The sequence below is a fragment of the Paludisphaera sp. genome, from assembly GCF_037189885.1.
Lineage (GTDB): Bacteria > Planctomycetota > Planctomycetia > Isosphaerales > Isosphaeraceae > Paludisphaera.
This window is the reverse complement of record NZ_JBBCIR010000037.1, coordinates 34,979-56,640: the sequence shown is the minus strand read 5'-3', so window position 1 is coordinate 56,640 and position 21,662 is coordinate 34,979. Positions and strand designations below refer to the sequence as shown.

Annotated in this window: 16 protein-coding genes; 1 reads left to right on the top strand and 15 read right to left on the bottom strand. The window is 64.3% G+C overall.

The features are described from left to right. Positions 1-50 precede the first annotated feature (50 nt). The 15 genes from WG209_RS12695 to WG209_RS12625 form a co-directional block, all read right to left on the bottom strand. A complete protein-coding gene (locus tag WG209_RS12695) occupies positions 51-1,037 on the bottom strand; it encodes a DUF932 domain-containing protein (protein ID WP_337175419.1) in 987 nt (328 codons plus the stop codon). Positions 1,038-1,189: 152 nt separating this feature from the next. Further along, the gene (locus tag WG209_RS12690) at positions 1,190-2,260 is read right to left on the bottom strand and encodes a hypothetical protein (RefSeq protein ID WP_337175418.1); all 1,071 of its coding nucleotides are present in this window, start codon (positions 2,258-2,260) and stop codon (positions 1,190-1,192) included. Further along, positions 2,229-3,200, bottom strand: a complete 972-nt coding sequence (locus WG209_RS12685) for a hypothetical protein (protein WP_337175417.1) — start codon at positions 3,198-3,200, stop codon at positions 2,229-2,231. Before WG209_RS12685 ends, WG209_RS12690 begins: the two co-directional genes overlap by 32 nt. A gap of 186 nt (positions 3,201-3,386) precedes the next feature. Beyond that, positions 3,387-6,353, bottom strand: coding sequence for a type I restriction endonuclease subunit R (locus WG209_RS12680; RefSeq protein ID WP_337175416.1), 2,967 nt, complete (start codon positions 6,351-6,353; stop codon positions 3,387-3,389). Beyond that, positions 6,334-7,398 (bottom strand): macro domain-containing protein, encoded by a 1,065-nt coding sequence (locus tag WG209_RS12675; RefSeq protein ID WP_337175415.1) that lies wholly within the window; start codon positions 7,396-7,398, stop codon positions 6,334-6,336. Before WG209_RS12675 ends, WG209_RS12680 begins: the two co-directional genes overlap by 20 nt. A gap of 14 nt (positions 7,399-7,412) precedes the next feature. Then, positions 7,413-8,324 carry a potassium channel family protein gene (locus WG209_RS12670; RefSeq protein WP_337175456.1) on the bottom strand — a complete coding sequence of 304 codons (912 nt, stop codon included), beginning with the start codon at positions 8,322-8,324 and terminating at the stop codon, positions 7,413-7,415. Positions 8,325-8,469: 145 nt separating this feature from the next. Continuing rightward, positions 8,470-8,841 carry a DUF4433 domain-containing protein gene (locus WG209_RS12665; RefSeq protein ID WP_337175414.1) on the bottom strand — a complete coding sequence of 124 codons (372 nt, stop codon included), beginning with the start codon at positions 8,839-8,841 and terminating at the stop codon, positions 8,470-8,472. 3 nt (positions 8,842-8,844) lie between these two features. After that, positions 8,845-10,287 (bottom strand): restriction endonuclease subunit S, encoded by a 1,443-nt coding sequence (locus WG209_RS12660; protein WP_337175413.1) that lies wholly within the window; start codon positions 10,285-10,287, stop codon positions 8,845-8,847. Further along, positions 10,284-12,248 (bottom strand): class I SAM-dependent DNA methyltransferase, encoded by a 1,965-nt coding sequence (locus tag WG209_RS12655; RefSeq protein ID WP_337175412.1) that lies wholly within the window; start codon positions 12,246-12,248, stop codon positions 10,284-10,286. The genes WG209_RS12660 and WG209_RS12655 overlap by 4 nt, the downstream gene beginning before the upstream one ends. A gap of 192 nt (positions 12,249-12,440) precedes the next feature. Continuing rightward, entirely contained in the window at positions 12,441-13,544 is a 1,104-nt protein-coding gene (locus tag WG209_RS12650) for a hypothetical protein (RefSeq protein WP_337175411.1), read from the bottom strand. 706 nt (positions 13,545-14,250) lie between these two features. Continuing rightward, positions 14,251-14,556, bottom strand: a complete 306-nt coding sequence (locus WG209_RS12645; RefSeq protein WP_337175410.1) for a hypothetical protein — start codon at positions 14,554-14,556, stop codon at positions 14,251-14,253. Between the two features lie 1,150 nt (positions 14,557-15,706). Further along, positions 15,707-16,456 (bottom strand): hypothetical protein, encoded by a 750-nt coding sequence (locus WG209_RS12640; protein ID WP_337175409.1) that lies wholly within the window; start codon positions 16,454-16,456, stop codon positions 15,707-15,709. Positions 16,457-16,579: 123 nt separating this feature from the next. Further along, positions 16,580-17,338, bottom strand: coding sequence for a hypothetical protein (locus WG209_RS12635; RefSeq protein ID WP_337175408.1), 759 nt, complete (start codon positions 17,336-17,338; stop codon positions 16,580-16,582). 124 nt (positions 17,339-17,462) lie between these two features. Then, positions 17,463-18,071 carry a hypothetical protein gene (locus WG209_RS12630; RefSeq protein ID WP_337175407.1) on the bottom strand — a complete coding sequence of 203 codons (609 nt, stop codon included), beginning with the start codon at positions 18,069-18,071 and terminating at the stop codon, positions 17,463-17,465. Positions 18,072-19,182: 1,111 nt separating this feature from the next. Continuing rightward, the gene (locus tag WG209_RS12625) at positions 19,183-20,376 is read right to left on the bottom strand and encodes a site-specific integrase (protein ID WP_337175406.1); all 1,194 of its coding nucleotides are present in this window, start codon (positions 20,374-20,376) and stop codon (positions 19,183-19,185) included. Between the two features lie 343 nt (positions 20,377-20,719). Between WG209_RS12625 and WG209_RS12620 the strand changes: the two genes are divergently transcribed. Next, on the top strand, positions 20,720-21,643 hold the full coding sequence (locus WG209_RS12620) for a tyrosine-type recombinase/integrase (protein WP_337175405.1): 924 nt from the start codon (positions 20,720-20,722) through the stop codon (positions 21,641-21,643). Positions 21,644-21,662 lie beyond the last annotated feature (19 nt).

Below are 21,662 nucleotides of genomic sequence, written 5' to 3'. Positions count from 1 at the left end.
CGTTGGTCCGCGAGGGGGTCGGGTGACGCCGGGCGACGTGTGGGACGTGGTCAGTTGTTGCTGGCCGCCATCTCGAGAGCGAGCTCGAAGGCCCGCTGCTTGAGCCGGGAGCCGCTGCCAAACCAGGCGGAGTCGAGCCGACCGGCGGCACGATCGAAGTCCTCCTTGCCGCGGGTGGGCCGGTAGTGGTCCGTGTACTCCGTGACGGCGTTGAAGGCGGCCCACGTCGTCCCCCGGATCTGGGGGATGTCCTGGCCCTTGCCCTGCTCGTAGAGCCGGAACAGCTCGTCGCGGGTGTTCTGGGCCCGGCCGGGGTGGGCGTCCTCGGGGTCGGGGACCAGGGACTTGTAGTAGGCCGAGACCTGGGCGAAGGTCGGGTAGTGGCGGGCCATCAGGTCGAACCGGCCCTCCAGGTCGTCGAAGTAGCGGGCGGCGATGCCTAGGACGTCGCGGGCCCGCCGGATCTTGCAGACGAGGTTGCCCTCGTGGCGGATGGAGATGCCCTCCCCCCGGCCCTTGCGGTTGGCCGCCGCCAGCGTGTTGGCACAGACGACGCGGATCGAGGTGAAGAAGACCCGCAGGCACGACGAGCCGTCGTGGCTATTGGTCAGCAGGAGGTACTTCTCCGATACGTCGTCGGAGAAACGGACGCGGATCTGGCCGGGGAGCTTGGCCAGGAGCCAGATCTTCCCGCCCCGGCGGAGGGCTCCGGCGGTGTGGTAGCGGAGGCCGCCGTCGGCGACGATGGCGTCCAAGAAGGCGAACGCCTCGGCGTTTTGAATGGGGCGATACCGGTCGCCGACAACCCCCAGGACGTCGTCGGTGTCGGTGCGGACGACGGCCTTCTTGCCGTTGACGGGAATCCCGGCGGTGGTGGCCAAGTCGGCCAGGGCGGCCTCGTAGTCGAGGTTGGCGGCGACGATGGCCTCCCGGGCGGTGGCGGGGGCATCAAGACGCTGCCCCAGGCCGTGCCAGGGGGCGGCGTCGACGTACATCATTGCGGTTCGGCCGTTGACGGTGCAGAGTTCGTGGGCCAATGGTGGGTTCTCCTCGTGCGAAACTCCCCGGCCCTCCGTACGGACCAGGACGATCGTTCCTCACAAGGCAGTACCCGGTTCAAGCGGCTCGTTCGCTCGCCGTCCCACCCCCCGAACTTGCGTCAGTCGATGCGAAGGCCCGAGCGACATGGTCACGAGCCGAACCACCCAATCCGCTTATCGTACACGAGCACGAAGACCGCAGTCAGGAAGAATAGGCCGACCCCGAGCCCGACGAGCCAGTAGTTCGTGCCACCGTACTCAAGCTTGATCGGGAGGATCAGACTATGGCTTTCGAGGAGAGAGATCGCGACGCCTTCACCCTTGGAGAGGGAGACCTGGAGTCCGGTGGTCCCAGCGGTCAGAAGGAGGAGTGTCCCCATTATCCCCGAACGCGTTAGTGATCGGCTGGCTGCGGAAGGTGCCAGCTTCACCTGAGTGTCCCCGCGGATGACGAGGAAAATCACGAGGATGACCAGGGCCGCACAGACCCAGCCGGCGGCCTGCCCGGCGAAGTTAACGATGGGACCGATGAGGACGAGGAATCCCAAGGTGATGACGATCGGACCCATCCAGGCGGCCATCCAAGCCTGATGTGGAGCGGGGACGTGCTCGACCTTCGTGTTGGTGGCAAGGGCCCGGGTCAGCAGGACGGCGAAGGGTTCGTCTCGGACCGAGGAATCCCGGATGATGGAAATGCACCTAAGCGTATTGGGGTCGGAACGGTCGGCCTGAGCGACCGGCTTCGCGAGGCCGAGCCGGAGTCTCCCCGCCGTGAACGGAGCTACCTGGTCCGACATCGGGAAGTTCGGGGCGTAGAGGGTTTCCACGAGAGATGGGACGATGTCGTGGAACGTGCCGCAGTGCGGGCACGGGATGGAGCGAACCCTCTCGAGTTCCTCGGCCGAGTTCGTCTCCGTGATCGTCCCGTCCTCGTCGAAGGGGACTTCGGTGCACCGTAATCGCGTCCAGACAGTCAGGACGCTGAGTTGGTGAAGTTCCCGTGCCACCTCTTCCGCCGTGTCCTGGGGGACGCCCAGTTGCTGGGAGTCGATCCAAGGTTCGAAGAACAGCTCGCGGTGGATTCGGGGGTCAGAGTGCCCCGAGACGACCCTCGAGTTGAGGGCCGCAAGGACCGTCTCAACGCCGTGGAAGCCCTTGCATCTGATCCGCACGAGGGCGGCGGCATGCTCAAAAATGCTCTCGAATTCGGAGGATGACATGCTCCACGTCCTGGTCGGAGTAGGGCTTCGAGAAATAGAGCCGAGCCATGAGCCGCGTCAGTTCCTTGCTGACCTTCACCCGGTCGTAGTGCATCCGGACGTCCACGCCCGCCGGGTCTCGCTTCCAGGTGCCCTTTATACTGCTCCGGGCGAAGCCATTGTCGTACACCCACTCGGGGAAGTCGCGGATGTCCTGCCCGGTCCCCGGGGCCCCCTTTCGGCTCATGCTGCTCCTGAGGTACTGGTTCTCAGGCGTGTCGGCGTGAAGCTCGAAGTCGTCCCGGTTCAGGATGATATTCTTGTAGGCGTCGGCGATCTTGAACGGACGCAGCCTCAGCAGCCAGGCGGCCCCATGATCGCCGTACTGGGAATAGACAATCTGCGAGACGAAGGCGTAGACGCTTGAGGACGTGTCCACCCCGGGGGCCTGCTCGCGGATCGGCACCCTAAACTGGAGTAGTCGGCTACCAGCGTCCAGCTTGACGATCAGAGCGGCTCGCTCCCTCTCCCGCTTGCGGATGATCTCGATGTAGTCTTCGGACTTGGGCGTTTCGTGCTCGACCCAGTACTTCCGGACGGCGACCACCTTGCTGATGTGGATGTCCGGGGCGTCCGCCAGGATCCTCGTATAAGGTTCGAGGGGGATCGTCCAGAACTCCTCCAGGGACGTGGTCTGTGTGTTGAGGGTGGCGGGATTGTTCAGGCTCTCGCGGACCTTCCCCAGGTCCTCCTGAGCGACTTCGAAGACGCAGACATGCTGGCGGCCGGCGATCTCCGCCGCCTCCAGCACCTGGGTCACGGCCTCGGTCGAGATCCACCCGTTCGACAACGACTTGGAGATAGACTCGACGATGTCGTCATAGGTGGAGTTCTTGGCGGTGGTGATCTCGCCTCGCTTGAGGTTCTGGGCCTCCTTAACCTCCTCCAGAAGCCTGACCATCCGCTCGTTCAATTGCCGGCGTTTGAGGAACTGCTGGAGCCTACCCTTCTCGTCCGTGCCGAGTGGCGACGCTGTCGTACCGGTCATCCTACCCCCCGAAGAGTCTAGACGGCGGCATGCACTCGCCTCTCGGACCAAGATACGTCGGTACACCAACCCGTACAAGAACTTTTCGGCAAGGCATCGTCAGCGTGACTCAGCCCCCGGCGGCGAGGCGTGGTAGCCCGGAGCCGATTTGGCGTAGGTCGTCTGAAAGATCGTGTCCGACAGCCACTTCTTGAAGGCCGGGTTGTCGCTGAATTGCTTGAAGAGTTCTGTGTGGTCGGCGATCAGGTCGAGCATGATCCGCTGGAGGGCGTTGTCGTGTTCGATGCGGGCGTTCTGCTTGTCGGAATTCTTGATGGCGTTCTGGTAGGCCTTGTCGGCGGCGACCTTGGCGGGGATCTCCTGGGAGATGACCTCCTGGATCTTGTCCTGGTCCTTCCATTCGATGTTTCCAAACTGGTCATTGAAGGCCCGGATGATCTGGCTTAGGCGGTCCAGCTCGGGCTCGGGACGGCCACCGGCCCCGGGGTTGGGGATGGGGCCGATCGAGGCGTCCTCGTCGGGGAGGGAGATCGCCATCTGGGACCGGACCTCGACGCGGTAGCTGTCCATGTCGATCGTTTCGAGGATGCCCTTGGACAGGTCTTCCTCCTTGGGGGCCGGCAGGCGGGGGGTCAGGAAGTTCAGGAAGATCGAGAGGCGTTCCCAGTCGGCGTTCGCGTAGGGCAGGATCGACGACAGGAAGCTGTAGGTGCGGACGAACGCCTTGGCCTTCCCCTTGAAGGCCACCTGCTGATCCTCGTCCAGGTCCGACGTGTAGACGGCCACGGAGGCGTCCAGGATCGGGTCGAGCTTCTCGCGGTCCGCTCCCTTGAGGTAGAGGTCGGCCAGTGTGGCGACCTCGGTGGGCGAATAGACCTGGTAGCCGTCCAGGTCGGCCTTAAGGTCGTGGAGCCGGTTGGGGTCGGTGGCCTCGCTGAGGATGGTCGTCCGGTAATAGTCCGAGAACGCGGCCTGGATGGTGTCGACGTCGTTCATGAAGTCGAGGATGAACGTGTCGTGCTTCTGCGGGTGAGCCCGGTTCAGGCGTGAGAGGGTCTGGACGGTCTTGATGCCCGAGAGCATCTTGTCGACGTACATCGTGTGGAGTAGCGGCTCGTCGTAACCGGTCTGGAACTTGTCCGCGACGATCAGGAATCGGTACGGGTCCTTCCGGAACGTCTCCGGGATCAGCGGGCTCGGGAAGCCGTTCATGGTGGCCTCCGTCACCTTCTGGCCGTCCACCTCGTGCTCGCCGGAGAACGCCACGACGGCCTTGAACGGGCTCTTCCGTTCCAGGAGGTAGGCGTCGAAGGCCCGCTTGTATTGGATCGCCCTGGCGATGCCGCTGGTCACGACCATGGCCCTGGCCTTGCCGCCGATCTTCTGCTGGGCGATCACCTGGTCGTGGAAGTGATCGGCCATGATCTCCGCCTTCTGGCGGATCGCGTGGTCATGGGACTCGACGTACTTCCGGAGCTTCCGCTGGGCCTTGCTGACGTCGAACTCGGGGTCGTCCTCCACCTTTTTCATGAGCCGGTAGTAGCTGGAGACCGGCGTGTAGTTCTTCAGGACGTCGAGGATGAACCCTTCCTCGATCGCCTGCTTCATCGTGTAGGCATGGAAGGGGCGGAACGTCCCGTCGGGCTGGGCGACGCCGAAGATCTCCAGGGTCTTGTTCTTCGGGGTGGCGGTGAAGGCGAAGTAGCCGGCGTTCCTGAGCTTCCTCCGCGACTCCATCACCCGGATGATCCGGTCTTCCTCCGTCTCCTCCTCGGGTATCCCCTGCTCCGCGAGGGCCGAGTGCATGGCCGAGGTCGTCCGGCCTCCCTGGCTGGAGTGGGCCTCGTCGATCAGGATGGCGAACCGCCGGTTCCGGTGCTGGTCGCCGATCTCGTCCAGGATGAAGGGGAACTTCTGGATCGTCGAGATGATGATCTTCTTCCCCTGCTCGATGAACCCCCGGAGCTGCCCCGACCCCTGGGTCACCGCCCCCACCACCGCCGAGACCTGGGCGAACCGCTTGATGTTGTCCCGGAGCTGCTTGTCCAGGACCGTCCGGTCCGTCACGACGATCACGGAGTCGAACACGGGCTCCCCGCCCTTCTTCAACTCGACGAGCTGATGGGCCAGCCAGGTGATGGAGTTGCTCTTCCCCGACCCCGCCGAATGCTGGATCAGGTAGCTCGACCCCGCCCCGTTCTTCCCCACGTCCCCCAGCACCTTCCGGACGACGTCGAGTTGGTGGTATCTGGGGAAGACCGGCCGACGTCGCGTCCTCCCCTTCGCGTCCTTCACCTCGACGAACTGGGCGTAGTTCTCCAGGACGTCCGCCAGGCTGGGCCGGGCCAGGATCTCCTTCCACAGATAGTCGGTCTTGATCCCCGAGGGGTTGGGAGGGTTCCCGGCCCCGTGGTTCCAGCCCCGGTTGAACGGGAGGAACCAACTGCCGTCGCCTTCCAACTGCGAGCACATCCATACCTGGGACTCGTCGACGGCGAAGTGGACCACGCAGCGGCCGGGGAGGAACAGCAGCTCCTTGGGGTCCCGGTCCCGCTTGTACTGGTTGATCGCGTCGACGTGGGTCTGCTTGGTCAGCGAGTTCTTCAGCTCGAACGTGGCCAGGGGGAGCCCGTTCAGGAAGACGGCCAGGTCGAGGGAGAGCTTCGTCTCGTCCTTGCTGAACCGGAGCTGGCGGGTGACGCTGAATCGATTGGCGGCGTGGAGTTCGGCGGCCTTGGCATTCCCGGGGGTCGGAATCCCGTGGTAGATGTCCACCGTGACCGGCCCGTGCTTGATCCCCCTGCGGAGGACGTCCACCACGCCCCGCTTGGTGATCTCGCCCTGGAGCCGGTGGAGGAACTGCTGACGAGACGGGCCCGGCTCCTCCAGGTTCAACGCCTCGACGACGTCCGGTTGGGTGGACCGGAGGAAGGTGAGCAGGTGAGTCAGGTCGACGGCGTGCTCGCGGTCGTAATCCTCGGGGCGGCCGGCGAGGTACCCGGCCTCCTCGATGAGGGAGTTGACCACGAGGGATTCGAGGCCTTTTTCAGACGTGTCCGTCGGCATCGTGAGGTCCGTCGATCCAGCCCGACCGAACGAGCCGGTCCCACGCCGCCTGGATCTGGTGGGGGGTGAACATCGTCTTGCGGGCGTTCCAGCCGTGGACCTTCAGGACGGCCTCGTCGACCGTCCTCGCTCCCTGACGATCGGCCACCCAATGCACGGTGGCCAGCAGCTCCATGCCGTAGGGGGACTCGAACCCCTCGATCAGCCCACTGACCCTCTCGAACCGCTCCAGCGTCTCGGGATGGCCGCGGAGGAATTCATAGCCCTCCTCGGCGGACCCTTCGGCCAGCTCGATGGGCTTCCTCGGGTCGTCCCCTCCTTCACCATACCCATGGATGTAGTGGCTTTCCATGGCCTTCAAGACGTGGCGGAGATTTTCGGCGTACGGGCCGTAGACGGCCTGCTTGTAGTCCAGCTTAAGCGGCTCGCCGGCCGCCTGGAGGAGATACATCAGCTTGTGGATCTCCAGCAGGGAGACCCCGACGTCCATCACCCCGGCGAGGTAATTCCGCATCAAGCCCAGGATGGCCGCCTTGGCCGTCGTCAGCTTCGGACGCCTCGTCCGGTTGACCATCTCCCGGGCCGGGGGGGCCTTGCCGGGCTCGAACAGGTAGGCGTCGACCTCCGGAACGGCGGCCAGGGCGTGCTCGATCAGGGGACGGACCTCGGACCAGTCCAGGCCCCCCAGGCCGCAGCCCAGGGGAGGGATCGCGATCGATCTGATCCCCAGTTCCCGGATGACCCGCACCAGATCCACCAGCCCGGCCTCGACGTCCTCGATCCGGCTGGCGGCCTTCCAGTGCCGCTTGGTGGGGAAATTGATGATCCAGCGGAGCCGTTCCAGGGTGGCCCGGTCGAAGACGAACATCCGGCCCGGGACGACTTCCCCGGCGTTGGCGGCCTTGCGGTAGGCCTCGTAGTTGTCGTCGAACGCACGGCGGAACTGGAGGGCGATCCCCCGGCCCATCACCACGACGCAGTTCACGGTGTTGACGAGGGCATCCGCTTCGTGCTTCAGGATGTCGCCGTGGGTCGAGTAAAGCATATCCGTCTGGTCCTTCAGCCGGTCCGCGGACGACCGCGTTCATTCTTTTGACAACCCCTCTCGGTAAAACTATTGCTGATTTGCCACGGCTGAAATATAAAACCAATAACGAGGGTGCCAGCAATCGCCTCGATGGCAACCAGAGTTCGAGCGAGGGTGGTGATGGGCAAGATATCGCCGTAGCCCAGCGTCGTGATGGACACAGTGCTTAGGTAAAGCATTCGCGAACAATTTCCGGACGCATGTCCGGGGAATCCTTCGTTCGCCGCGACATGGGCAACCATCTGATTATGCAGCAAGTTAGGAATCCGCAGCAAGCCAGCAACAATGGAACCATCTGGATTCTTAATACTAGCGAGCCGGTGCATCGGTTTATCCGAAGTATTCGATGTCATCCTAACAGAAACCACTGTCTGGCCTTCGGAAGGCAAAGGACTCAGCAAAAGCCCATCCTTGCCAAAGCAATCCATTTCAATTTCGAATTCAGGATCAGAAGGGCCGTCGAATCCAATAAGATCAAAATCGCTTCGCCCTAATTCGGGTACACGAGGAAGTCTAACCGTTCCTCGAAATCGGCCGTCGTCATACCGGAAATCGACGAGGTTGAGGTCGTTGACGTTTGCGACCCACTCATTCGATTTAAGAATCGCGCCGTCATTATTGTTTGACCGATAAGAATCAACCATGATTTGCCTCAGGCCTTCTTTGATAGCTGCACGGTCCGCAATCGTAGATCGCTCGAATTTCACAGTAGTGTGATGAAATTGGCCCGGCATCCGGGAGTACGCGACCGCGAACACGGCAATTATCAAGGCATATAAGCTCGCGTATTTCGACAAAGGCCGACAAATCCATTTCCTGAAGCATAAAGCCCAATTCTTCGTCGTGCCAAACAGGCTGGCTCCAAGACGCGTCACTTTACTCATTTTCACGACATGCCTCCATGAAATAATTGGCGAACAACGGTCTTGACACATTGCTGCCACCACGGGCCACTGGTGCTTCGGTTGAGCAAGCGATTCTACTGCACGGGCCACCCACTCACTACACCATTCCCGCTAGTGTCGTCCATCAACACGGGGAATATAGATTCCTCGTCCAGTTCACGAATTTATGAAAGTCGGCCTCCAGGTGGAGGATCGGCCGTTGCCCTTCCCGGTAGGTGATCTCCGGGTGGTTCCCGCAATGCAGCAGGTAGAGCATGACCGACCGGGGGCAGAAGTAGAACGGGACGTACTGCCCGACCTTCGTCCCCGGGTGGCAGTGGACCACCTGCTGTTCCAGCCTCCGCTTCTTGATCTTCGCCATCCCGATCGGCATCTCCGGCCCTCCCAGGGCCAGGATCTCCGCATCCGACCATAGGCCCCCGTCTGCGATGATCCGCCCCAGGTGCTTCCCGTGGGTGATGTGGTAGACCTGGGGCCGGGCGGGAGGAGGACTCATGGGTCAGTCCTTGTCGGTGGCGTCGGAGAGCGACACGGAGGAGTCGTCGTCCAGGGAGTCCTCATCGTCGGAGCCGAGGTAGTCATCTTCGGAGTCGATGGTGCCCAGGTCCTCAGGGAGGTGCTCGGCGTCCTCGCGGACGTCGAGTTTGCCGGTGACGACGTCGGAGATGAGGCGGGTGCGGTATTCCTGGAGTAGCTTGATCTCCGCTTCTGCTTGCGTTGACAGCCTGTTGATCTTCGCTGTAGACATCGACAAATCGTCAAGGATGCGGCTTTGTTCGCACGGAGGCGGAATTGGCAAGCTGAGATGTCGGATTTGCGTACAGGTTAGGGCACCCTTCGTGCTACCTGAATCGTCGCTCATGGCCCTCAGCCGCCTGTACATGGCTGTCAATGCGGCATGTAAATAGGCTGGCGTGACGATCGGTTTCTTGATGGTTATGAATGCTAGATGTTGGTTGATCGTCGCCTCCATCGCGAGGAGGGCCGATGTTCCGCGTGTTTTCCCTTGGCCCGTAATCGCCATGAGGACGCTTCCGGGAGGAACGATTGGAAGATGGCATTCTTTCAAAGCTTGACTTGTGACAAACTGGTCACTTCGTGTTATCACCCCTTGGTTCACGGTTGAGCTATTGAGCCAGGGGAAATCACCGTCAGACCAGTAATTGATGTTGCTTCGAGACGGTGTCGACCCGTTCCCAACGCGAGCAAAGTGGCCGACCTTCCATGTATCATATTGCCTGCCGGTCCAATCGCTAGATTCGCTGCTCGTCTGGTCTCTGCCCTCGTCGGGCAGAACCTCTGACAACAGGGCGTGCCTCTGTTCGCTAAATAAGTCGATCTGCCGCCGCTTGGCTTGGATGAACCGTCGGATCTTCCGGTCGACATGATCCAGGAAACGGACGATGGCGGCCTGTTCGTCGGGCGGGGGAATGTGGAGCCTCAGATCCCGCCACCGTTCCGTGGGGAGCCGCTTCGTTCCATGGCCTGATTCCTCGGTCAATCCCATAAGTCGATCGTTTGAGGCTTCTAGAGCATGTAGAAGGAAATGGGCATTGACGTGAGGAGAAGGGATAATCGCCTTCATGTCCTGATTGATCGCAGCCTTCACATGCGTTACGGCAATAGGAACTCGTCGAGCCAGAATCATCCCCCGAACTACCATGAGTACGGCGGGTGGGTCGTAGGCTTGGATCGAGGTCTCGCTCAGGGCAGTCTCTGTGATACCATTAATTGAACCCCATAGATTCGACGACTTCATGTCCTTTGGGCTGATCCAAGGGATATCGCCGTTCCAGAAATCTGGACGACCCATGCTCGGGGTTGATCCGCCGACAATTCGGCCACAATGTCTCAGCTTTCTCTCGTTCCAGTGTCTTGGGACCAGACGGATGCAGGGGTCATTGGAGTTCTTGTAATTCGAATACGGCCGGAGCGGCTTCATACCACCCCCTCCACATCCACCAAGATCTCCTGAAGCAGTCCCTCCGTCTGTCGTTCCAACGCTTCAATGTCCGCCCGAATCTCCGCCAGACTCCGAAGCTGGGGCGGCTTGTAGAAATGTCGGGTGAACGAGATCTCGTACCCGGTCCTCGTGCTGGACGGGTCGATCCAGGCATCCGGGACGTGGGGCAGGACCTCGCGTTGGAGAAAGCCCGCGATGCCCCCCTCTTCCAGGAGTGGGATTTGCTCGGAATCCCGGAGGTCGGAATCGGACTCGTACTCGACGACCTGGGACTTCCCACCGACCTTGATCTCGAAGAGGCCGTGCAGGGGGTCGGGAGTGGTCTTCTTGTGGACCTTCCTCACCACCGGGAGGCCGGCCTCGTCCACCCGCCCCTCGGCCTTGAACGCCTTGATCTCCTTCGGCGAGTAGGGCCGGTGGGGGTCGATGCCGACGACCCGCAGGGGACGTTCCACCGTGACCTTCCAGTAGCCGAACGCCTCGTTGGGGAAGACCTTCGACTGCTCGGACTCGGTCATGTCGTGGAAGGCGTCATAGATTCTCTGGATGTGCTCCTCGCCCAGCCGGCAGGTCTTCTTCCCCAGGTTCTTGCGGAGGGGCTCGAACCAGGACGTGGCGTCGATGAGCTGGACCTTGCCACGTCGTTTCGGCGACTTCCGGTTCGTCAGGACCCAGATGTAGGTGGCGATGCCGGTGTTGTAGAAGATGTTCAGCGGCAGGGCCACGATGGCTTCCAGCCAGTCGTTCTCGATGATCCAACGCCGGATGTTGGACTCCCCCTGGCCGGCGTCCCCGGTGAACAGGGACGAGCCGTTGTGGACCTCGGCGATCCGGCTCCCCGTTTCGGGCTTCATCTTGCTCAGCAGGTTCACCAGGAACATGAGTTGGCCGTCGCTCGACCGGGTGGCCATCGAGAATTCCTGGTCGTCCCCGTGTTGGACGAGAAACCGGGCGTCCTGGAGATCCTTCTTCCCCCCCATTCGCTCCTGGTCGGTCTTCCAGCTCTTGCCGTAGGGCGGGTTCGAGAGCATGAAGTCGAACTGAGTGGACGGATAGGCGTCGGCCGCCAGCGTGGAGCCGAACTTGATGTTGTCCGCCTCCTTCCCTTCACCCTTCAGCAACAGGTCGGCCTTGCAGATGGCGTAAGTCTCGGCGTTGATTTCCTGGCCGAATAGGTGAACCGATACTTCTTTGCCGTGGTCCTCGGCTAAATTCTTGAGGGCATCTTCCGCTACGGTGAGCATCCCTCCCGTGCCGCAGGCCCCGTCGTAGATTAGGTAGGTTCCGTCCGTGATCCCGCCGTTGATGGGGCGGAAGACCATTTCGGCCATCAGCCGGACGACGTCGCGGGGCGTCCAGTGTTCCCCCGCTTCCTCGTTGTTCTCCTCGTTGAACTTGCGGATCAGCTCCTCGAAGACGGTCCCCATGGAATGATTGTCGAGGCCGGGGAGCTTGACCTCCTTGCGACCGTCCAGGACGGGGAGCGGGCTCAGGTTGACGTTCGGCGAGAGAAACTTCTCGATCAGGTGCCCCAGGGCGTCGGCCTGGTCGAGCTTCTTGAGCTGGTTGTGGAAATCGAACTTGTCGATGATCTCCTGGACGTTGGCCGAGAACCCGTCCAGGTAGTCGCCGAAGTTCGCCCGGAGCTGCTTCGGGTTGTCCAGCAGCCTCCTCAGGGTGAACTGCGACGTGTTGTAGAACGCCTGCCCCGCCGCCTGCCTCAGCGGCCCTTCCTGGTTGACGATCCCCGCCTTGTCCAGCAGGGCCTTCTGCTTCAGCACCGCGTCTTTGGTCGGCTCCAGGAGGCAATCCAGCCTCCGAATGACCGTCATCGGCAGGATGACGTCCCGGTACTTCCCCCGGACGTAGACATCCCTCAGGACATCGTCGGCGATGCCCCAGATGAAATTCACGATGGCCGAATGTGTCGCCTGTTCCATGGTCACCGCCTCGGCTTCCTGCCGCCACCATCGCTCCAAGGCCCCGAACAAGCAAGTGGTCGCGTCTCGGGATCCGTCGCCATCGGCCCCGCATTATGGCTCCAACCGAGAATTCGTGAAGCCGAACGGCGGCGAAGACGTCGCCCGATCCTCCGAGACTTCGACCGGTCGACGTCTCTACGGCCCCGCCGGTCAAAGGTCGATCCAGGAGACGAGGCGTGCGTGCCGCATCCGACCGGACTTAGCGGCGAGGTCCAGGCCGGCGATCCACGCCCGGCGTCCCAGGTAGACCGGGGAGAGTCGAAGCTCGCCGGACGGGCCGACCTGGGTCATCGAGCGACGTTCGTCGTCCGGCCAGGCGGAGACCCATGCGATCGACCTCATGGCCCCGTCGGCCCCTCGACGGCCGAACTCGACGGCCCCGACGAGGCCCTCGTGACCCTTGCCGGGGGTTGCGGGTTTGGACCCGATGACGACGGCCTCGACGGTCAGCTCGGCCTTCCGCTTGAGCCAGAGGCGGGATCGCTCGCCGGGCTCGTAAGGCGAATCCAGCCGCTTCCAGACGGTCCCCTCTCCGCCGGACTCGACGATGCGGTCGTGGAAGGCGGCCTTGGCCGCGACGTACGTCGGGACGATCTCCAGGTGGGGATTGTCGGCGGCCTCCGCGGCTCGGCGGAGCAACTCGAGCCGGTCGTAAAGAGGGAGATGCGTGACGTCCCGGCCCAGGTGGGACAGCAGATCGAAGGCGTGGAACCGCAGCCGGGCCTTCTGACGATCCTGGATGAGCCGGGCCTTCTCGGGGCCGGCGGCGAGGATCGCGACGGCGGCCTGCAGGGGGTGGGCCGACGTGGTGGCGCCGGTGTCGATCTCGGCGACGGGGCAGACGAGTTCGCCGTCCAGGATGGTCCCGGCCAGGCGGTCGAGGCCGGCGACGAGGTGGGGGAGGTTGGCCTGGAACTCCGACAGGCGGTAGCTGACCTGCGAGATCGTGCGGCCCGTAATCCTGACGCCGTTTCGACCAACGTGGAGAAGGGCCCGGACGCCGTCCTTCTTCTCCTGGACGCACCAGGCGTGCTGGTCCCGCTCGATGGCCGCGGCTTCGGCGGATGTAAGGTCGTTCCATGAGCCCAGGAGCATCGGCATGACCTGGGCCGGAAGCGGCTCGTCTGGATGGGCCGTCCGCCAGTGGTAGTCCTGAAGGGCGGCGAGGAACGGCTCCTTGCCCGCACGTCCCCGAGCCTCCAAGGCGATCCCGAGAGCGGCACATTCGCCCCGTAGCTCCGCCAGCGTCTTCACGATTCGGCCTCCCGGGCGTCGGACCCGCATGGGCCTGATCGCCGACCGATGTACCCGAACGATCGGCGATCCGGGGGGGTGGAGCACCACCGGGGCTCGGCCTTGGGGGGCATCCGGTGGGCACCGATAAGCCGCTGGACGAAGGCCTTGGGGATGCGGTGCCGTTCGGGATGGCGGGCCAGGCCTGATCGACCCCGCTGGAAGGCGACCAGGTCGAAACGCTCCGGGAGGCCGGTACGGCCGCGGGTGAACGCCCAATCCGCGTCATGCTCGACCTAGAGGAGGCGGTCGGGCTTCAAATCGTGGTCGCGGACGACCTGGACGGCCGGGAGGTCGGCGGCGTCGGCGACGCTGGCGCCGAGATTGGATTAGACCTCGGCGACGATGACGACGGTGGGGCGGTCGGGGTCGCCGCCGCAGTTGCAGCAAAGGTAGGGACATCCGCCCCAGGCCTTCGGCCTCGACGCCATAGACATGGCCCCCCTCCTCGCGGAGCTAGGGCGGCATGGGCCGGGCCGGGGGCGTCGCCTTATGAGTCGTCTCGCCATCAGGATCTCCGTCGATGATCGTCCGGGCCGCTCCACCAGGGCTTCGGGGGCCCCGTGCTCGTCGGCACGACCGGGGGCGATCGGCACCTCTCGGTCGCCTGGCCGCGTGGTCGGCGGCCCGTCGCCCGGTGCGGGATGCATACGCCGGGCTCGATGGTTCAGGGCCGTGGGCCGTCCTCGTGCGATGACCCGGCCGGGCCGTGCCCGTCGGCGTCGACGGCGGCGGCCGCTTGGCCGTCGCCTTGACTACGGATGGGCCTGGCCGACAGCATGAGGAGGGCCATGTAGTCCTTGAAGGCCAGGCCCGAGTCCAGGGCGGCCGTCCGGGCCCTCCGCCATGCCTCGTGCGGCACGATGACGTGTAAGGCCCGAGGCGGGGCGACGGCCTGCTCCAGGTCGCTGAGGACGCGGGGAGGCCCGGGAAGTCGTCGTCGGTCTCCGGACCGATTCGAGTCTCGAGACATCGTTAGTCCTCGCTTTCAATGGGGCGGGGACGAGGCCGCACCCGCCCCTAGGGGTGGGTGCGTCGGGGTCGTCCAGGCCTCGGACCGATCGTGCGGGCTTCGCCGCCCGAGATCCTTCCGTCATCCTTTTCCTCGACTCGTCGTTCTAAACGTCCGTACATATTTCGGCTTGTGCCGAAGGCACAAAGCCATGCTCTGATCCTGGTCCGGTTTCCGTGTCTAGTCTCGTCCGCGAAGCGGCGTGGACGCGATTCGTTTGGTGTGTCGTGTGGTGAAGGTGGAATGCTTCTACTAGTGCTAGTTCTTCTTCTGCTGCTGGATCAAGCGGTTACGGTGAGATTCACTCACCGGGGCTCTTCACTGTATTTCGGCCAAGAGTGAGGCTCGACGAAATCCGGGAATCGGCACGACTTTCACGGCTTTCGTAACTTCCATACCCCTCCCATCGGTTCGCTCCAGCCAGGTTTCGAGGTCGGGTGATGCGAGCCGTGGCCGCGAGGTCCGAACCGTCCAGGATGCTGCAGCCGCGAGACGGGTTCTCGACGGTCGAGCGAGCCTCCGACACGGCTTGAGACGGTCGGCGCCGGCCTGACCGGACGTCGCTGTGAACTGATGGAGGTATGGGCGGGCGCCGAAGTTGGGCCGCGGTCGACCGTCGGGTGCCTTCTCGAAGGAAGAGGCATGAGCGGACGTCACGGCGTTCCAGGCCTTCCCGGCGTCGCTGACGGACGTGGTCGGCCGTGAAGGGGGTGCGATCGGGCTACGGGAAGGCGACCATCAAATCCCGGCGGCCGTCGCGGTGGGGCCCGCGAATCACCGCGAAGACGGGGCTCCACGCCCCCGTGGGCGTCCGTCGCGTCTTCGCGTCCGCCGTCGGACGTTCGCCCCGGTGATCGAGCCTTTATTCACTTTCGGACTCCCGATGGCTTCGATCATTCGCCGGCGACGGATCGACGGGTTGATTTGGCGCCGTCTCCTCGCCCCCGAGAGCAACTCGTCCTTCGTCCGCGAAAGCCGCTTCAAACCATCGCACATCAATATAACCTCATGTTTATTAATTATCAATTATCATACGTAAGAGCTGCCGCACATCTTCAATAGAGTGCGGCAGCCTATTCACGTCGGAATCCGAGCGTCGGCATGGCCGTCATCAGTCGAGCTTAACTACCCAATCCTCCTCCACGAAATCCAGGGTGAGCCCTTCGTCGTCGTCCAGGGACGCCTGGGCCAACGCGTGCAACGCGGTGCCGACGACCCGGTTGCTCTTCTCGACCACCCGCATGATGGCCTCCGGCTCCGCCCTGATCCCCCAGTCGTTGCAGCGATCGGCGAGCCAGCACGCCATCTCTTCCTCGGAGGGCGGTTCGGTGCCGAGCTTGAGGAGCCGGTTCAGGAACATGTCTTCCAGGCCGTCCGGCTTAGCGGTGCTGAAGAACCAGATGGCCTCCTTGTCCTCGACGGCCTTCAGCAGCATCTCGTCCATGCCCCTCTTGGTCAGTCGGTGCACCTCGTCGAAGTAGAATATCCGGATGCCGCCGGACTCATTGCTCATGGAAACGAGATGGTCGCGGAGCTGTTCCGGCGTATGGATCAGGGTGCAATCGACGACGGCGAACTGGATCGGGATCGACTCCTTTCCGTCCGGGCCGTAAGCCGCGAGCGAAGCTTGGAGGCCCTGCAGGCCGCTCAGCTCGGGCCTCTGGCGGCAGGCTTCGCACGAACCGTCGCAGGGGTCGAAAGTCTGCTCGTCGAGCCGCTTGCAGATGATGCAGCGGACGAGGTGCTTGACCATCGCCGTCTTCCCGCTCCGGCTGTCGCCGAAGAGGAGGAAACATGGCTGGTTCAGGTCGACGATCGCTCCCGCGTCGGCCATCCGGCGGACCTTCTTCACGAGATTCATGAATGCTCGCTTGATACGCCGATTGCCGATGAAGAGATCCCACCTCGGGGGCAGCCACCGAAGTATGTCTGGGCGAATGATTGCACGCGCGCATGAAGTCGTCGAACTCATGGCCGTTGATCCTTATGTAGTTTCCGTGGGACGGTCTCGGGACAGCTTCGACTGGAGAATCGAGAGGATGGACGACTTACCGTCCTCCGGCGACAAGTCGTTCGCCTGATAAGACTTCTGGGCGGACGATTCGGCGGACGGTTCCTTGCTGAAATCGTCCAACCGCCTGAGCACGGCCTTGCAGCCGTTGGAGCGGGTCATGGCGACCTTGATGCCGAGCTTTTCGAGCACGGGCACCAACTGTCGCAGCTTACGGCTGAGGACGTTCGGGCCGCCGGGGAAGCGGCTCTTGTTGACGACCAGGAGCCCCCGGCCCTTGGCGAACTTGCTCAACTCCTTCCACAGGTGCTCCATGCCCTGTTCGTAACGGGGCTCCTTCCGGGAGCCCATGAACTCCATGACGACGGCGACCACGGGCTCCGTTTCGATGAAGCGGAGCAACTCCGGGTCGGTGATCTTCGAGGTCTTTACTCGCATCGACCAGCCGGAGAGTGCGTGGACGATGCGATTGGCCTCCCGCTCCGTCAGAAGGACTTTATCGCGTTCCCAGGCGAACAGGGTCAGCCAGCTCCGGACGTCTATATCAAATAACAACTGGTTGATCGCGGGGAGACCCGGCTCGTCATCGTCCTCGTCTTCCTCGACGTCGCAGGAGATGTAGGGCTTGCCGACGAGATTGCGGTAGAGGCGGATGCGGCCTCGCTCGATCTCGTCCACAAGCCGTCTGAGGACGACCACGCCGTTCGGGGGTTCCGGGGTTCTACGGTTCATCGCTTCGGCCCTCTTGATGTCGTCCATCCCCTTCCCTGGGGGCAAGCGTCCGGGTCTCCAAGAGCAATCTAGCGGGCCGCGGTCTCCATCAAGTCGCCATCTCGGTCTCCGCGGGGCGACCGTTTTACTTTGGCTCACGCTTGCATACGTAGCCCCCTTTGATTCCAAGCCGCCAGGGGACCTTTAATCCGGCGAGGTCCACGTTCGCCCGGTGGACGGCCGATTTCAGGTTTCCGTATGTGGTCTCGTCACCCTCCCAGACCGCCTCTTCGACTCGCTCGACGGTGGCCTTGTCCACGTCCCAGAGGACCTTCAGGAGCCGCCACGATTGAGGTCGGACGTCGAGGATCTTGTCCCTCCACTTGACGGGGTGCCCTGGTCCCTCCAGCACGCCGTCCAACTGCTGGGAGACTGATCCGCCCCCCGGCGTCGGAACCTTCGTCGTCCGTTCCAACCAGGCGGTGAACTCGTCGGCGGCGTCGTAGAGCGTGTGATTGCGAGCCCTCGTCTCCCGGAGGAGTCGCCGCCAGAGTGCCCTGCCGCGGGCGGGCAGCCGATTTCCGGGATAGGTCCGCTCCAGGACCGCGACGGCTTCGTGAAGGGGGTGGCCGGCATCGACGGCCGCCGGGAGGTTCCAGCATTCGGAGTTCACGACGAATCCATGGCGGTCGAGGGCGCCGATGACGGCGTCGACCGCCTCCGCTCGTCCCGCGTCGTCGTTCGCTTCAGGCATGGGTTCCATCTCACTTAAGGAGCGTGTGGGGGATGGCTACGCGGCCGCATGGCATGCCGCCTCGCGGCGGCCGGTCGCCGTGTAAGCCGGCCCGAACGACGGGCGGCCGCGTCGTGCGGCCGATGAGTCCCGAAGCCCGGTTCTTCCAGGGGCCGCTCATGAAGTCCCGTCCCGTTCGGCGTGGGCCGTCTCGCGTGGGCCCCCGCCGTCTCCATCTAAAGGGGTGGAGATGAGAGATCGTTACGGCGATGGTCGACGACGTCGCCCGTCAGAGGCCGAGCTCGTCGAGATCTTCCTCTATGCGGCGATGACGGACGGATTCCCGTCGGTCGGAACTCCGACGTCGTCCCGAGCTATCCGCGCCGAGCATCCTTGATGGAGCTGGGGACGGGTCCTCGTCGGCCTGTGACAGGCGGTCGAAGAACCGCTGCAGGGCCCGGAGGCTCGTGAACCTCTGGCCCCCAATGCGGATGGACTCCAGGCGGACGCCGCGGTAGCCGTGGGTCCACCAGCGATGCACCGTGGAGATGTGCGGCTTGCGGCCGAGGCGGCGAGGGGGCAGGAGTGCGGCGACTTGCTTGGCGGATAGGAGGTCTTCGTCCGAGATGCCGATCCCCCCGGAGGGTTCGGCGGCATGCCGGACGACCCCCGCGTCCGCGTGGCGTACCGCGGGACCGGAGGCCGGACCTGGATTCGAGGGGTCTCGGCCCTCGAGGCGACAACCCCTCCCCGAAAGCCCCTCGGACGCGGGACCGGAAAGGTTGATCGCTTGATTATGTGCTGATAAAACACTGGGTGCGGGGAGGCTTCTCGGCGTTCGTGGAGGCACGGCCAGACCTCATCGCGGCGCCCGTGAAGGCACGCAGGATGATAAGATCTGGCCGAAGTCGCGAGAGCCAACCCCGCGATGCAGCGGCTCCCGTACCCGGAACTCCCGGGCATGGGCAACCAACCGGAAGGGCACCCACCCATTGCTTGTTTTGGGGCTCTACAGGCATCGCGATCGGTGCCCTCGGGGTGCCAAGCCTTGCTGATACCGAGGTCGATTTTCGCCCCCGCCCGCCGCCTACGTCAACCCCGCCGGGGACTTCGCCCGAAAATCGGGCGATCGTCACCCGATCCGACGCATGACCTCCATGCCCTTGTCCCTGTCCTCCTCGGCGTAGATCTGGGCGGCCCGGACGTCCTCGTGGCCGAGGACGACCCGCGAGGCTTCCAGGCCGAACAGCTTGCGGATCTCGGTCCCCCTGGCGTGACGGATTTGGTGGGGGTGCCAGCTTGGGACGTCGGCCTTGCGACACGCCGACTGGATGGCCCGGCGGTAGCTGGCCACCGTGTAGCATTCGCCGGGCCGCTTCCGCGGTCGGGCCTTGGATCTGTCACGCTGGCTCGGCTGGACTCGCGTCCTGCGACGCGACCGCATCAGCTCGCGGCGTTCCCGCATCGCCTCCGCCGGGCTGAACAGGAAGGCCTCTCGGTCCTCCTTGAGCCAGGGCCCGAGCAGCTCCTGCCCGCGAGGGCCGATATAAATCTCTCGATCCTTGCCGTGATGCTCCGTCTTGTGCCTGGACGGGGCGTAGACCCAGACGTCGCCGCTCGCGTCCAGGTCGCCCGTCCGTATGATGACGACCTCCCCGGGACGCATGCCGGTCAACCTTTGGAGCTCGATCATGGCCCAGACCTGACGGCAGACGTGGGGGCGGACGGCCTCGACGTCCTCGGCCGGCACGGGCTTGACCGGCGGCTTCTCGCGGGCCGAGGTGCGTCCCTTGCGGAGCCCCGCGACCGTCCGCAGGGCTTCGTGGACGCCGGGGGGCACGAGCTCCTCCGAGACGCCCCACTTGAACATGCGGACGATCCGCCCGACCCGGCGGTTGATCTCGGCGCGGCAGTTGCCCGCCCGGACCATCTCCTCGCGGACGGCCTTCAGGGCCAGGGGGCCGAATTCGCCCACGGGGGCGGAACCGTAGAGGCGGCGGACGAGCCTGAGCACGAGCCGGATGTTGCCGGGTTCGACGGTCGGCCGGCCGTCCTTGAGGTAGTAGCCGTCGGCGAACTTGACGTAGGCGAGGATCAGTTCGTTGACGGAAAGGCTTGCCCGAGCCTCGGCGTGGGACGGGGCGCCGTCCGGCCCGACCCGGCCGCGAGCGAGCCACTCGGCCAGGAGCCGGCGATACTTCTCGCGGCTCTCCTCCGAATCGTATCGGCCCAGATAGTAGTCCCTCCCGTCGATGCGGACGACGGCGAGATCCTTGGGCTTGTAGTGGCGGTACTTGGGCAGGCGGGATGGGGTGGGCGTCGACATCGAGCGGTCCCTCGTCCGGGCGAGTAGTACCGGTACTACTCGGTCGAGACTTCCGGGCCGCTCCGCCGACCGTCGGCGGGTAAGCTGTTAGTGCTTTCGGCGAAGTGAGTTAGGTGAAGTGGAGCGGAAGGGGATCGAACCCTCAACCTCAGCATTGCGAAGGGATCCGGGGGGCGTGACGGCACGATTGTACCCGGGGGGACGGTCACGCCGCCGCGCGTCGAAAAGTCGTCGGGAATTCACGTCCGCCTCGCGGCGCGGCGTCCTAAGTTGCCCCGGGCGCCCCGGGTCGTCGGCACCACGGTGGGGGCCGGGCCGGGCGTCGGCGCTGGAGCGAGCCGCGATGGAGCGGGATCGGGAGCGGATGCCCTGGGGCGAGTTCGCCCGTCGGATCGATCGCATCTACACGGGGCCGCAACGCGCGGCCGGCACCAGGAAGAAGATGGCGTACGTGCTCCGGCTCTGCCGGGGGCTGGGGGCCGAGTCCCCGGCGGACCTGACCACGGAGTTCCTCGCCGGGTTCGTGGCGGCGCGGTCGGAATCGGTGTCGCTCAACACGATCCGGGGCGAGCTGCGGTACCTGAAGGCGGCGGTGAACATCGCCGTCGAGGAGGAGTGGATCGACAGGCGGCCCCGGTGGAAGCGGGTCTGGCCGCGGAAGTCGGTGAAGGTCCGGAGCAAGCTGCACTCGATCGAGGCCGTGGGGAGGGTGCTGGCCCACCTGAAATCCCGCGCCGTGGACTGGGAAGGGTGTCGCCTCCACGCGCTGTTCGCGGTGTATGCCTACACGGGGATGCGGCTGCGGGAGGCGCTGCATCTCCGGCTGGAGGACGTCCGGCTGGACGACCGGATCGTGGACGTCCGGCATCGGGCGGCGAACCGGCTGAAGACCGAGTCGGCCGAGGGGCCGGTGCCGGTCCCGGAGGAGCTGGCCGAGGTCCTGGCGACGTGGCTGCCGATGGCCGGGCCGGGGTGGCTGTTCCCGGGCCGCAAGGGCCGCGGGCCGTGGACGGGCGGGGCCTACGGGTCGCGCCCGACCGAGGCCATCAAGCGGGCCGGGGAGGAGCTGGGGATCGAGGTCCTCACGCCGTTCGCCCTCCGCGGGACGTTCGCGACCCACGCGCGGGAGGAATGGGGGCTGAACGCCCGCCAGCTCATGCGAATCCTCCGGCACACGACCGAATCGACGCAGGAAGCCTACCTGCACCGGGACACGTCCAGGATGGTCGCCTCGGTGGCCTCGGTGTCCTACTTCCGCGCCTCCTGACGCGCGGCCCCTTCCCCCG

Coding starts and splice junctions, on each gene's coding strand:
- WG209_RS12645 (WP_337175410.1), bottom strand. CDS start 14,556: ATGTCTCGAGACTCGAATCGGTCCGGAGACCGACGACGACTTCCCGGG.
- WG209_RS12660 (WP_337175413.1), bottom strand. CDS start 10,287: ATGAAGCCGCTCCGGCCGTATTCGAATTACAAGAACTCCAATGACCCC.
- WG209_RS12640 (WP_337175409.1), bottom strand. CDS start 16,456: ATGAATCTCGTGAAGAAGGTCCGCCGGATGGCCGACGCGGGAGCGATC.
- WG209_RS12690 (WP_337175418.1), bottom strand. CDS start 2,260: ATGTCATCCTCCGAATTCGAGAGCATTTTTGAGCATGCCGCCGCCCTC.
- WG209_RS12625 (WP_337175406.1), bottom strand. CDS start 20,376: ATGTCGACGCCCACCCCATCCCGCCTGCCCAAGTACCGCCACTACAAG.
- WG209_RS12630 (WP_337175407.1), bottom strand. CDS start 18,071: ATGCCTGAAGCGAACGACGACGCGGGACGAGCGGAGGCGGTCGACGCC.
- WG209_RS12665 (WP_337175414.1), bottom strand. CDS start 8,841: ATGAGTCCTCCTCCCGCCCGGCCCCAGGTCTACCACATCACCCACGGG.
- WG209_RS12620 (WP_337175405.1), top strand. CDS start 20,720: ATGGAGCGGGATCGGGAGCGGATGCCCTGGGGCGAGTTCGCCCGTCGG.
- WG209_RS12680 (WP_337175416.1), bottom strand. CDS start 6,353: ATGCCGACGGACACGTCTGAAAAAGGCCTCGAATCCCTCGTGGTCAAC.
- WG209_RS12670 (WP_337175456.1), bottom strand. CDS start 8,324: ATGAGTAAAGTGACGCGTCTTGGAGCCAGCCTGTTTGGCACGACGAAG.
- WG209_RS12685 (WP_337175417.1), bottom strand. CDS start 3,200: ATGGTCAGGCTTCTGGAGGAGGTTAAGGAGGCCCAGAACCTCAAGCGA.
- WG209_RS12675 (WP_337175415.1), bottom strand. CDS start 7,398: ATGCTTTACTCGACCCACGGCGACATCCTGAAGCACGAAGCGGATGCC.
- WG209_RS12655 (WP_337175412.1), bottom strand. CDS start 12,248: ATGGAACAGGCGACACATTCGGCCATCGTGAATTTCATCTGGGGCATC.
- WG209_RS12635 (WP_337175408.1), bottom strand. CDS start 17,338: ATGAACCGTAGAACCCCGGAACCCCCGAACGGCGTGGTCGTCCTCAGA.